This is a genomic window from Chryseobacterium sp. II3a, assembly GCF_057815135.1.
This window is the reverse complement of record NZ_JBYPZJ010000010.1, coordinates 38,301-51,509: the sequence shown is the minus strand read 5'-3', so window position 1 is coordinate 51,509 and position 13,209 is coordinate 38,301. Positions and strand designations below refer to the sequence as shown.

The 13,209-nt window shown below is 36.2% G+C and carries 11 protein-coding genes; 4 read left to right on the top strand and 7 right to left on the bottom strand.

Annotated features, from left to right (window positions below; genetic code table 11):
* Nucleotides 1-3,717 (top strand): metallophosphoesterase, encoded by a 3,717-nt coding sequence (locus AC3HD6_RS19655; RefSeq protein WP_488897879.1) that lies wholly within the window; start codon nucleotides 1-3, stop codon nucleotides 3,715-3,717.
* A gap of 66 nt (nucleotides 3,718-3,783) precedes the next feature.
* On the opposite strand, the gene AC3HD6_RS19650 is transcribed toward AC3HD6_RS19655, so the two are convergent.
* The gene (locus AC3HD6_RS19650; RefSeq protein WP_488897878.1) at nucleotides 3,784-5,820 is read right to left on the bottom strand and encodes a M43 family zinc metalloprotease; all 2,037 of its coding nucleotides are present in this window, start codon (nucleotides 5,818-5,820) and stop codon (nucleotides 3,784-3,786) included.
* 95 nt (nucleotides 5,821-5,915) lie between these two features.
* Here AC3HD6_RS19650 and AC3HD6_RS19645 point away from each other — a divergent pair, with 95 nt between their 5' ends.
* Nucleotides 5,916-6,389, top strand: a complete 474-nt coding sequence (locus tag AC3HD6_RS19645; RefSeq protein ID WP_488897877.1) for a hypothetical protein — start codon at nucleotides 5,916-5,918, stop codon at nucleotides 6,387-6,389.
* 60 nt (nucleotides 6,390-6,449) lie between these two features.
* Here AC3HD6_RS19645 and AC3HD6_RS19640 read toward each other — a convergent pair whose 3' ends face one another.
* The 5 genes from AC3HD6_RS19640 to ruvX all read right to left on the bottom strand — a co-directional run bounded on the left by AC3HD6_RS19640 (nucleotide 6,450) and on the right by ruvX (nucleotide 9,973).
* Entirely contained in the window at nucleotides 6,450-7,328 is an 879-nt protein-coding gene (locus AC3HD6_RS19640; protein ID WP_488897876.1) for a hypothetical protein, read from the bottom strand.
* 57 nt (nucleotides 7,329-7,385) lie between these two features.
* On the bottom strand, nucleotides 7,386-8,153 hold the full coding sequence (gene mazG, locus AC3HD6_RS19635) for a nucleoside triphosphate pyrophosphohydrolase (protein ID WP_488897875.1): 768 nt from the start codon (nucleotides 8,151-8,153) through the stop codon (nucleotides 7,386-7,388).
* Between the two features lie 203 nt (nucleotides 8,154-8,356).
* Nucleotides 8,357-8,914: a DUF5606 family protein gene (locus AC3HD6_RS19630; RefSeq protein ID WP_068939986.1), complete on the bottom strand. Its 558-nt coding sequence runs from the start codon at nucleotides 8,912-8,914 to the stop codon at nucleotides 8,357-8,359.
* A 73-nt stretch (nucleotides 8,915-8,987) separates the two neighbouring features.
* Nucleotides 8,988-9,560, bottom strand: a complete 573-nt coding sequence (gene def / locus AC3HD6_RS19625; RefSeq protein ID WP_066698489.1) for a peptide deformylase — start codon at nucleotides 9,558-9,560, stop codon at nucleotides 8,988-8,990.
* On the bottom strand, nucleotides 9,557-9,973 hold the full coding sequence (gene ruvX, locus AC3HD6_RS19620; protein ID WP_488897874.1) for a Holliday junction resolvase RuvX: 417 nt from the start codon (nucleotides 9,971-9,973) through the stop codon (nucleotides 9,557-9,559). The genes def and ruvX overlap by 4 nt, the downstream gene beginning before the upstream one ends.
* Before the next feature lie 115 nt (nucleotides 9,974-10,088).
* On the opposite strand from ruvX, the gene AC3HD6_RS19615 reads away from it, so the two are divergent.
* Both AC3HD6_RS19615 and AC3HD6_RS19610 read left to right on the top strand, forming a co-directional pair.
* Complete coding sequence (locus AC3HD6_RS19615; RefSeq protein ID WP_488897873.1) at nucleotides 10,089-10,565, top strand: SixA phosphatase family protein; 477 nt, start codon at nucleotides 10,089-10,091, stop codon at nucleotides 10,563-10,565.
* On the top strand, nucleotides 10,546-11,439 hold the full coding sequence (locus AC3HD6_RS19610) for an archaemetzincin (protein ID WP_488897872.1): 894 nt from the start codon (nucleotides 10,546-10,548) through the stop codon (nucleotides 11,437-11,439). The genes AC3HD6_RS19615 and AC3HD6_RS19610 overlap by 20 nt, the downstream gene beginning before the upstream one ends.
* A 117-nt stretch (nucleotides 11,440-11,556) precedes the next feature.
* Here AC3HD6_RS19610 and AC3HD6_RS19605 read toward each other — a convergent pair whose 3' ends face one another.
* Nucleotides 11,557-13,101: a serine hydrolase gene (locus AC3HD6_RS19605; RefSeq protein WP_488897871.1), complete on the bottom strand. Its 1,545-nt coding sequence runs from the start codon at nucleotides 13,099-13,101 to the stop codon at nucleotides 11,557-11,559.
* Nucleotides 13,102-13,209: the final 108 nt, after the last annotated feature.

Here is a 13,209-nt window from a genome sequence, read left to right as displayed (position 1 = left end):
ATGAATTTATCCTTTAAAAATCATCTAAAAAATACTTCTATTGTTCTCAGAACAGTAATGTCCGCCGGAGTGATGTACTCCTGCGCAACATATAACGTACAAAAAGGGAAAAACTTATTTGAAGTAAAAGATTCCGAGATAAAATCTGAAAATGATTTTAAACTCTTCCTGATTGGAGATGCCGGAAACGCAGATGAACCCCAGGCACAGAAGACACTGAATTTACTTAAAAATAAACTTGATTCTGCAGACAGCAACTCAATGCTGATCTTCCTTGGGGATAATATCTATCCCAACGGAATGCCTAAAGAATCAGATAAAGGCTATGTTTTAGCTAAGCAAAAACTGGAGGATCAACTTTCTATTACTAAAAATTTTAAAGGAAAAACTCTGGTAATTCCCGGAAATCATGATTGGTACAGTGGCTTGAGTGGACTAAATGCTCAGGAATCATTAGTCAAAAAATATTTTGATGATAAAAAGGCATTTCTTCCTAAAAACGGATGCCCTATTGATGATATCAGCATTACCAAAGATATTAAGCTGATTGCCATTGATACAGAATGGGTAATTACCAATTGGGATAACTATCCTGGAATTAATAAAAATTGTAATATCAAAACCCGTGAAGATTTTTATACAGAATTTAAAGATCTGATCATCAAAAATCAGGGTAAAAGAATCATCATAGCCCTACACCACCCGATTATCAGCAGCGGAACCCATGCAGGTTTCCATTCAGCGAAATCGCACCTTTATCCTCTTAAAAGCAAAATACCGGTACCCGGAGTTGCCAGTGCCATCAATATCCTGAGAAGTTCTTCAGGAATAAGTCCTGCAGACATTAACAATCAGCATTATGCAGAACTTTCCAACAGGTTGAAAAGTATTGTTCAGGATAAAGAAAATGTAATCTTTGTTTCCGGACACGATCATAATTTACAATATCATGAAGAAGGAAATATGAGGCAGATCATCAGTGGTGCCGGCTCTAAAACAGATCCGTCTACCATTACTGAAAAAACAGATTTTTCCTACGGAGGAAGCGGCTTTGCGGTCCTAAATATTAGAAAAGACCAGAGCACCGATGTAGAATTCTTTTCCACAAAGGATGCTAAGCTTCAGAAATTGTCACAGATTTCTGTGATATCCAAACCTGATGTATTTGTAAATAACTTTCCCAATACATTTCCGGCTACCGTACCTTCAACCATCTATCCGGTACAGCTAACGCAAAAAGGAGGGGTCTACCGATGGCTTTGGGGGGAACATTACAGAAAGTACTATGGAATGTCCATTGAAGCTCCTACGGCTAATCTATCAGAATTGAACGGCGGCTATACTCCATTCAGAGAAGGAGGTGGAAACCAATCCAACAGTTTAAGATTAAAAGCGAACGACGGACAAGAATTTGTGATGCGCGGAGTGAAAAAAAGTGCAATCCGCTTTCTAAATAATATGGCGTTCACAAGGAGTACTTTTGGTGAGGAACTTACCAATAGTTTTCCTGAGAAATTTCTTTTGGACTTTTATACTACCAACCATCCCTTTACTCCGTTTACGATAGGAAATATGTCAGAAAAACTGAATATTCTCCATAGCAATCCGAAGTTGTATTATATTCCCAAACAACAGGCTTTAGGAAAGTATAATCAAAACTATGGGGATGAAATGTATATGATTGAAGAACGTTTTTCTTCAGATCCCAAAACACTGGCTTACCTTAATAATGCAAAAGATATTCTTTCTACCGATGATGTTCTGAAGAACCTGGCTAAAAACGACAAATACTCTGTAGATAAGGAATCTTATATCAGAGCAAGACTGTTTGACATGCTGATTGGTGACTGGGATAGGCATTCAGATCAATGGAAATGGGCGCAATATGAAGATGGTGATAAAATCATCTATAAACCCATTCCAAAAGATAGAGACCAGGCATTCAGCAAATATGATGGAGCTGCATTTAAGATTATTATGAATGTTCCTGCTATCCGCCACATGAAAACCTTCACGGAAGATATCAGCAGTGTAAAATGGCTGGCTATGGAACCTTATCCAATGGATCTTGTCTTTTTAAAATCTTCTACCCAGCAAGAATGGGAGGCCCAGGCCAAATATATTCAGGAACATTTAACAGACGCGGATATTGATGATGCTTTTCATAACCTTCCTAAAGAAGTTCAGGATGAGACTATCGCGGATATCCAGAGAAAACTGAAAATAAGAAAAACTAAATTACAAAAATACGCTTCTGACTACTATAATGTCCTGCAGGAAAAAGTTCCTCTTGCTGGTACAATAGGCCCGGATAGGTTTGTAATTACCAAAAATGGTCATTCTGTTCTTGTACAGCAATATAAATTAGGTAAAAACAAAGATAAAAACGAACTGGTTTTTGAAAAGACTTATCATGATTCAAAAACAAAAGAACTTTGGATTTACGGATTGGAAGATGACGATATTTATGACGTAGTAGGAACCGGACGTCCGAAGATGAATATCAGGCTGATTGGTGGTTATAACCATGATGTCTATAATGTAGCAGACGGAAGAAAAGTAAAAATCTACGACTTTGAGTCTCAAAAAAACACCTACAACGCAGGGAATGCCACTAAAAATATTGCCGATGATTATGAAGTAAACACCTACAATTACAAGCATCCAAAATACAATGCATTTGCCGGATATCCTAATGTTGATTATAACCCTGATGACGGGGTAATTATAGGTGTCTTAGCAAATTACACCGTGAATAATTTCATCCGTGATCCTTTTACCCAAAAGCATAGTTTAAAAGCTAATTTTTATACTGCTACCGCCGGGTTCAGCCTTACTTACAAAGGAATTTTTAAGAAAGCAATTTCAGGATGGGATTTTAATATTGATGCCGCTTATACCACTCCAAGATTTTCTCAGAACTTCTTTGGGCTTTCCAATGACAGTCCTTATGATAAAGAAAATACAGAAAGAGAATACAACAGGGCCAGAATCTCCAAATTTAACGTTGCACCTTCCATCTCACAAAAAGGCTGGATGAATTTTAATCATCAGTTCCAGCTTACTTTTGAAGATAATAAAGTACAGAGAAAAGAAGGCCGTTTTATCAATACCTCACCGGATGTAAAGCCTGAAGTATTTGACAGCCAGCAATTCTTAGGAGCAAACTATACTTTCAGCTATAAAAATGCGGACAATCCTGCTTTTCCAACACTGGGAATGGAATTGATGCTGAATGCTGACTGGAAAGCTACTTTTTCCAATTTCAATAGAAATTTCCTGACAGTAAAGGGAAGATTCGCTATTGACCATAGAATTGATAAAAAAGGAATTTTTGTTTTTGCGAATGCCAGTAATGCCATGTGGATCAACAATAATAATTTTGAATTCTATCAGGCTGCCGCTATCGGGGGTAACAATGGAATGAGAGCTTTCAGGAATGAACGATTTTCAGGAAGATCCTATTTTACTAACAATTCAGAGATTCGTTGGGATTTTGGAAGAATCAGAAACAATATTGTTCCCGCCAACCTGGGAATCCTAGTCGGATATGATATCGGCCGTGTATGGAATGATGGTGAATACTCCAGAAAATGGCATCAATCTGTAGGTGCCGGTATTTGGTTAAGTGTTGTAGAAATGATGTCTGCCAGACTGAATTATTTTTATGGTGCAGATGGCGGACGTATCTCCGCAGGAGTAGGAATGAAATTCTAATAAAATATTTGAAAACAAAAAACTCAGGGATTTCCTGAGTTTTTTTATTGAATTGTATCGCTAATATTATTTTTTAACGAACTTAATACTTTCAGAAATATTCTTATTCTGTATCGTAATCACATAAGTTCCTTTTTCAAGATCTGCTACACGAACCTGATTATTGTCAATCTTACCTTTCTTCACAATCTGTCCAACTGCATTATGAATTTCAAATTGAGTTTCACCTGAAACAGCTGTAATATTAAGAACATCATTGGCTGGATTAGGATATATTCCAAAATTGCTTTTCTTATTCGTTTCCTGAGTTCCTAAAGTTTCTCTTGTTGTAAAAGTTTTAGTCTCATATACAAATTCACCATCTTTATGGAATATCACCTGTCCTGAGCTTGTGGCAATATCTACATAGCCGTTCTCTAAACCATCACCAAAGTCATCCGAAATTGTAAAGGCATAGCAATCTGCAGGCAGCGTCCATGTTTGGGTAATAAGTGCAGGATCAGGCTGGCCAGGTTTTGTATTACTATATGCACCTGATTTGACAATCTGGCCGGCACTATTTTTCAAGTTCCATCTTGTTTCTACTCCATATCGGTCTCTTTTTAATTTAAACGTAACCGAAGTTGCAGGGAAATATTCAGGGGCTACGGGTTTCACATAATTCCCTGTTGAAGTGTTATTCGTACTTCTCTGGTCAGCACCTCCATTGACAGTGGCAATAGAAAAAGAAACGGGAGAAGAAGCCACAGAGTTATCCACCGGAATATTGATAACACTCGATTGATCCTGTGTCAGATTTCCTGTCCAGTTATAATTTTGTGCAGCTCCACCACTAAAAGAATAGGTAATAGAAGCTGATGTTAAATTACCGGTACCTCTGTTTGTAATTAAAAGACGTAATACTCCTGCACCACAATTAACAATTCCCAATGAGCATCCGCCATCGTATTTTATTTCAGCATCATTCTGAAATAAAGGAATAGGCTGGTCAGCAGTAGAGGCCTTTAGCTCCATTCTTCTTGGAGAGTTATCCATTACTGTTCTGATTCTTGTTTTCTGGTCGCTGGTGAAAATATTCATACAGGTATCATTGGTATAATCCATGTAATTCTGAACCATTTCAAATACAGACGGATCATCGCAACTAGCTATCGCAGGGTCACAGTCATAATTTGCAGTATGAGCTGTAGGGGTGTCTGCACAATAATCATTTCCACATGAAGCATCTCCCCAAATATGTCTTAATCCCAGATAGTGTCCTACTTCATGAGTCATTGTTCTTCCTCTATCATAACCGGCTATCATAAGAAATGTTCCATCATTATAATCCATACTTCCGAAGGTTGAATATCCTGCAACAACACCATCTGAAGTAGCTGCTCCACCATCAGTCTGAAGTCCCTGAAGCCCTGAACTAGATGGAAACTGAGCATATCCCAGCAATCCATTTTTTGCAAATTCTAAGCTCCACATATTCATGTATTTTGTAGGATCCCAAATTGTTTTAGGCTTCACTGTACCATTAATAAAATCTTCATAGCCAGAACTTACTGCACCTCTGGCCCAATAGTCTTTACAAAGATTTACCCTGTCAATACCGTTGGTAGGATTCCCGTTAGGATCTACCTTAGCCAAAACAAACTGTATTTCAACGTCTGCTCCTACAGGGCTGGCATTAAATCCCGGTGATCCGGCAAGCCTTCTATAATCATTATTCATTACCGCAATCTGCGACTTCACCTGAGCATCTGTAATATTAGGGGCAGTTCCTACATTTTGACCGTTATGAATAACGTGAACTACCACCGGAATGGTAATAATATTCCCATTTTGGGATTTATTCAAAGAATGATCCCTTTTTGCCTTTTCTACCAAAGGAGCCAGCCATGTTTCAAACTGTTCTGTTGACATTCTGCCAGGTATCATTTTCTTTAAGGACATCTCATTTTCAATAGTACCACACCTCTCGATGCCATCAGCATTTGAATTATTCTGTCTAAATTGTTTTAACTGTTTTAGGCCTTCTCTATCTTGTGCATTTACCAATACCAGCCCAAACAATAATGGTACAATAGATAATTTTGAAAAAATAGTTTTTTGCATTTAATATGTTTTTTATATTTTAGCAAATATATAAACAAAACATATAAATAGTAAAAAATAATTAAATATTTAAATCATAACATATAAATAAAACAATGAAATATCAATTTATTTTAATTAATTTTATTTTCATTTTATTCAATTTTAGTTGTAATCATCAAAATAAAAATGGAAATATCGAAAAAAAATTAACCGAAACTTCTCAACGGAAAAAAATTGAAAAAATACAACTGACAGAGCAAACAAGAGGAAGTCGTTCAACGGTTACCTTTACTCCGACCTCTAAAACAAATTCTTTCAATGGCGAAATAAGTAATTCACCAATGTCTTCTTCAGAATGGGAGCGTATATCAAGCAAGGCTGCGGCACTTGATTTATCTAAAATATCAACATATCCGTCTCCTACAACCGGACGATATTCTGACCAGGCTATGGAGTCTACTTTTATTATCACAAGTAATGGTACTGCCTACACTTCTGCAAGTTTTGACTCTGGTAAACCGCCGAAGGAACTGGAAGCTTTATATAATGAAATTCAGCCTCAAAAAAAGACTTTTAAGAAGCCGTAAGATCAAATAAAAAACCACAGATTTCTCTGTGGTTTTTTACTATTTTACAATGATATAAAGTTATGGTTTAAGCGAAAACTGATATACATATCCGCCTTCATCTTTTCCTTTTTCGTCTGCTATCATTAAGGTCTGATCATTAATAAAAACAATCGCTTCTTTTTGTGAGTTATGGTTTAAAGGAATCTTAGCCACCTTAGCTGTACTGAAATCATCCGCATTAAATCCTGTAAGAACATGAACATTTTTATGGGTCAATAACACAATTTTATCTTTCGTATTGTTGATGGCCGCTGAAGTAATTGCAGCGTCATTATATCCACCCTGAAGTTTCAGTTTACCAATCAGTTTCGCTTCAAAATCACCTTCTTTATTAGGTACTTTAAATACAAGGAAAGTCCCGTCAAATCCTTTACTTCTGTTCTTCGTGAAAAGGTAGAAGTTCCCATCCATCTCTACAAAACCTTCGCAATCGTAGAGTAAATTTGATTTTTTTGGGGGAAATTCCGTCTGCCCTTCATAGTGGAACTTAGTGGTTTGAACAACTTTTGTAGTGGTTTGGGTAATATCTTTCAGATCTGTTTTTAAAATAGCAAGATCTCTTCGGTCATTATCATTATTCCCAAAGTCTCCGATGTAAATATTTCCCTGAGCATCTGATATAATATCTTCCCAGTCTGTATTTTCAGCATTTTCAACCGGAACTTTAGCCATCATCTGCCCGCTGTCGCTAAGCCCATATACTGCATTCTTATTTCCTCTGTCCTCTATTACCCAGATTGTTTTTTTATCTTTTGATAGCGTAATACCGGAAACTTCCTTTAATTTTTTAGGTAAAGAAAATTGGGGCTTCAGATCACTACTCTCAGCAGTTGAATTCTGGGCTTTTGGATTACAACTCAATAAAAACATAGCAGGAAGTATAAGAAAACGTAACATATTTATTTATATTTTTTAAACTGAATATAGGTAGCATTAATTGTTCCAATCTGCAAATTATAATAACTGTTTTGCCTTTTCCCAAAGAACATCCATTTCTTCAAGAGACATGTCTGCAAGCTTTAAATCCTGTTCTTCGGCAAGACCTTCCATCTTTTGAAATCTTGAAATAAACTTAAGATTGGTTCTCTCCAATGCAGAGTCCGGATTAATTCCTGAAATTCTGGCATAGTTGATCAACGAGAAAAATACGTCTCCCAATTCCTGTTCTTTTTTATCTAAATCTGTTTCTGCATGAAATTCCTGAATTTCCTCATCTACCTTTTTCCATGCATCTTCCGCATCATGAAATTCAAACCCGATTCCTTTTACTTTATCCTGAATTCTATAGGCTTTTACCAGGCTTGGCAGACTTTTCGGAACACCTCCTAAGATAGATTTATTTCCTTCTTTCAATTTTAGCTTCTCCCAATTTTGTTTCACTTCTTCTTCATCCTTTACTTCAGTATCGCCATAAATATGCGGGTGGCGGAAAATCAGTTTTTCATTAAGGGAATTAATAACATCTGCTATATCAAAACTTTCTTTTTCAGAACCTATTTTAGAATAAAAAACCAGATGAAGCAATACATCTCCCAATTCTTTTTTAATCTCCTGCAAATCTTCCTGTAAAATGGCATCGGAAAGCTCATAAGTCTCTTCAAGGGTAAGGTGTCGAAGAGATTGTAATGTCTGCTTCTGGTCCCACGGGCACTTCTCACGTAAATCATCCATAATATCCAGTAGTCTCCCGAAAGCTTCTAATTTTTCCTGTTTTGTATTCATAAGTAATTGGAAATTCAATCTTATACAAATGTAAGGGTTATTAGCACATCATTACAAACGTTGAGAATTAAAGTTTCGGGATCCGAGGTTCGTGATGGTTTAAACCTAATAAGTTTCCAAAACCTGTTAGGTTTTTGGAGAATAAAAAAAGCCTTGTCAGAAAAATTCCTGACAAGGCTTTATATTGTTAATTCTAAACTGAATTATCCTTGCTTTCTGTGCGTACTTTTCGGAGCCGATTTTGCAGCTGAAGTCGCTTTTACTTTTGGAGCAGCAGGCTTTTCTGCTTTTGGAGCAGCTTTTTTAGCATCCATATCTAAACTTACCTCTTCTGCAGGTTCACCGTCTAAAGTTTCAGGCTCAGCCTTTACGAAACTTTCAGGAGTAATGTATCCTGCTTTCTGAAGGATGTTATACCACTGAGCCAATTTCTTGATATCAGAAGCATATACTCTTTCAGTATCGTAGTTAGGAAGAGAGGTCAACATGAAGTCTTTCAAATCTGCATCTGAAGATTTGTGAGAAATAGTTTCTTTGTAGTCGTTGTTTTTAGCAATATTTTCAAAAACTTCGAACAATGGAACTTCTTTTTCAAATGTAAACATTGCGATATTATCTAATAAGCTTACCTGGCTAGAGTTTCCAATGCTTACTTTTTTCTTGTTGGTAACATCTTCAATGATGAATCCGTTTCTTAATTGAGAAACTAATTTGTAAAGTCCTGGTTTTCCAGAAATTGAAATTATTTTTTCTAACAGCATAATTTTATTTTTTGTAAATTCTGCAATCAGCGCTAAGCTTTTTGCTTTTTATTATTTTTAATCCTTGTTTAAATTATTTTGGAAATCTCATTTTGTAACCGATGCTTACATCCCCCTGAGAGATTTTTGACAGCTTTCCTTTCACCAATTTCTTCTTCAAAGCGCTTAAGTGATCGGTAAACAGAATCCCTTCAATGTGGTCATATTCATGCTGAATTACGCGGGCTCTAATATCGGAAAAAGTTTCTGTATGTTTCACAAAATTTTCGTCATAATATTCAATAACGATTGTCCCTTTTCTTTTCACGTCTTCTCTTACATCCGGAATAGACAAACAGCCTTCATTGAACTTCCATTCTTCACCAGATTCTTCAAGGATTCTGGCATTAATGAATACTTTTTTGAATTCTGCCAATTCATCCTTAATATCCTCATAGTCCTCATCTTCCGCAAGAGGAGTAACGTCTATTACAAACAAACGGATATCCAAACCGATCTGAGGTGCAGCAAGACCAATTCCGTTTGCACTGTACATCGTTTCGAACATATTATCTATCAGTTCCTGTAATCCGGGGTAATCTTTTTCTATATCTTTTCCTACTTTTCTCAAAACAGGATCCCCAAAAGCTCTTATCGGTAATATCATCTTAATCTTTGTTCTAAAAAATTCTGCAATATGATGGTTGCACTTACTTTATCTATTAATCCTTTTTCTTGTCTTTTCTTCTTACTTTTTCCGCTTTGGGAAATAAAGAATGAAGCCATTTTGGAAGTAAATCTTTCATCAAAACGATGGACTGCAATATCCGAAAATTCTTTATTAAAATCTTCAATGAATTTTAAAATATCGGTTTCCACCTCTGAAATATTTCCCTTCAAATCTATGGGAAGTCCAATGACTACTTCATCCACCTTATTTTCACTGAAATATTTTTTCAAAAATTCCATTAAAACACGGCTCTCCACAGTCTCCAGCCCACTGGCTATAATCTGCATATCATCCGTTACAGCGATGCCACAACGGGCTTTTCCGTAGTCTATTGCAAGGATTTGTCCCATAAGTCTGCAAATTTAGTAAAATTTACTGATTTTATTCATCACGCAGTTTTTTTATGTAAATCATGTTTTATTCCATATTTTTTTTTATAATTTTAATCTTCCAAAAAACAGATATATGAAGAGACTCATCCTCGTAAGACATGCGAAAAGCGACTGGCCGGAAGAAACGGATGATTTTGACAGACCTTTGGCAGACAAAGGCCTGGAAGATGCTATGAACATGTCCAGATTCCTTAAAAATAATAATATTTCTATCGATTATTTTGTATCAAGCCCGGCAGTACGTGCTTTGAATACTTGTAAAATTTTTAATCAGACGTATCAGCTAAGCTGTGCTACGAATGAAAAATTATACAATCCTTCAGAAAGAAATTTTGAATCTGTAATCTATGATCTGGATGACAACCTGAGTTCAGTGGCTCTATTCTCTCATAATAATGGAATTTCCAATTTTGCCAATTCCATCTCTGAAGATATTTTTCATTTTCCAACCTGCGGAGTAGCTGGTTTTGAAGTAGACTGTGAGTCGTGGTCTGAATTTGATGGAGCCAAAAAGAAACTTTTGTTCTTTTATGAGCCGGGGAAAATATAACGTTCACCTAACTTTCCTTTACATTCTAATTTTTCTTTTCTTTTTTTCATGTCAGAAAAAGGATAAGAACTATTTTGAAACCATTGCCATCAATGATGTAAAACTATCTGCCAATCCCAAACCTGGAAGCTGGAGGTATCATCATGATGAAAAATTTCAGCAATTTGAAGATTTTCAAAAATCAAAAAAGATAAAGCCTGAACCTGGGAAAAATACTATTTATCTTCAACCTATTGGTAATTTTAATGAACTTCAGAAAAAAGAGATTGACCTTACTAAAGAATATTTAAAAATATATTTTCAGCTGGAAACAAAAATATTGCCAGTATTACCCAACAGTATTTTTCCTAAAAAAGTAAAAAGAATTTTCAAAGATGAGCAGGAACAGCTATGGGCTGGTTATGTATTGGATAGTTTTTTAATCAAAAGAAAACCAAAAGATGCCGTAGTGTTCATGGGAATTACAGAAAGAGACCTTTACCCGATACCTGAATGGAACTATGTTTTTGGATTAGCATCCTATGAAAATGGCGTTGGAGTCACTTCAATGTACAGATTTGCAAATGGACATTTAACGGATTCTAATTTTAATGAAAGCGCCTTAAGACTGATGAAGATCAGCTCTCATGAAATTGGGCATATGTTTGGAATCACTCATTGTCTCAATGCCAATTGTGTAATGAACGGAACCAATACTCTTTCCGAAACTGATTTTCATTATGCAAGAGCCTGCTCACTCTGCCAGAGAAAACTCAACTCCAGCATTCCTTATAACAACAAAAAACGATTGCTTGAATTAAAAAGATTCTTTGAAAAGCATCATCTCCATTCGGAGCTTGCCCGCACTGAACAGGACTTAAACCTTCTCCAGTAATAGTTTTTACAGTTGTATTTCCCACAGATTATTTAAAATCTGTGTCATCAGCAACATCAGCGAGAACAAAAAAAGAACGAACCTATGTCCGTTCTTTAATATCTATATGTTATTTTTTTACTTTCTCTTCAGATCCAAATCATCAAAATCAAAGCTGAAATCCGTAACATCGGAGATTGCTTTTAATTTTGCCGACTGAGCTTTTCCGTTTTCATCATAATCGAATAGGATATAAGCATCAGCATCATAACTTCTGTCATCCCATTTGATGATGAATGAATTATTGGAATATGGAAGCAGTTCTCCTTTTAATCTTGGTGAGTTTTTACATGAAATTCTGTAAGTATTTCCCTGCTGAACAATGTCTACATCGCCAAACCAAACATCGTTATAAGTTCCTGTAAACTGCTCTGCTTTTGGCTGAAGTGCTTTCTCTTTTTTAAAGGTTTCTGATTTTGCGAAAGCCTCTTTCTTTTGCTTATTAAATTCAGCTTCCACTTTAGACATTCTATCTGCATATGTTTTCAGCCAGTTTCTGTCTGCCACGCCAAGGTAGGAATCTTTCACCGTATTGGTAATGGTGTTGAATGCAGCTCCGGATTGTTGGTTGGTTAATACTACAATTCCTAATTTAAGATCAGGAATTAAAGTAAACTGCGTAACAGTTCCAATCAGTCCTCCTGTATGCTGTACTTGTTTGTGCCCTTTCACATCGCTTAAAAACCAGCCTAAACCATATCCGTAGAAACTGGTATCATAAGGATTTTTTGCTGCTACCTTATCTGGAATCTGCAGGCTCCATAGCTGCTGAACATTTTTATCGGAGACTAATTTCTTACCATCTTTGGTCGTGAAATTATTCAATAAGCATTCTGCCCAGGTAGTCATATCCTTAATATTACTCATGATTCCTCCGGCAGCATTTCCGGTTTCATTCCAATCGTGAGGAACGGCAACAGCTTTTCCGTCTACAGGGGCATGAGCATCGATTTTATTCGTTACAGCCTTCGCTCTGTTATAGCTTCCAAAGCTGGAAGTCATACCTACAGGCTTCATAATTCTTTGTTCAATAAATTCAGCCCAGCTTAATCCGGAGATTCTGTGAATGACCTCACCAGCAACAATGAACATGATATTATTATAATCTAAAGTTGTTCTGAAAGGATTTTCAGGTTTCAGATATCTCACATTATGGACAATATCATTAACCGTTAAATTTCCTCCTTCCGGAAAAAACATCAGGTCTCCCTGTCCTAAACCTAATCCTGCTCTGTGCGTAATAAGATCCTTGATCGTAACATTTTGAGAAACGTAAGGGTCATACATCTGAAATTCAGGAATGTATTTTGAAACTTTATCCTCCCAATTCAATTTTCCTTCATCCGCCAAAATTGCTAATGCCACACAGGTGAACCCTTTGGAGTTGGAAGCTATTCCTACCAAGGTATTATCATCCATTGCTTGCTTAGAGGTAAGAGAACGCACTCCAAATCCTTTGGAATAAGTCACTTTCCCATCTTTTACGATTCCTACAGACATTCCGGGAACGTCAAAAGTTTTCAGGGTATTTTGGATCAGATCATCCAATTTTTTCTCTTCAACCTGTGCATTCGCTAATCCTACGGTTAAAAGAAAAATGAAAAAAGAAAATTTCTGTTTCATTATTTTTTAATTTTCCCAAATTTAGTAAATAACCTTCGTCTGGTATAGGAAAATTGTGATTTATATGGCGGGAAGCCGAAAGATGGGAGATGGAAGTACTGTCAGATT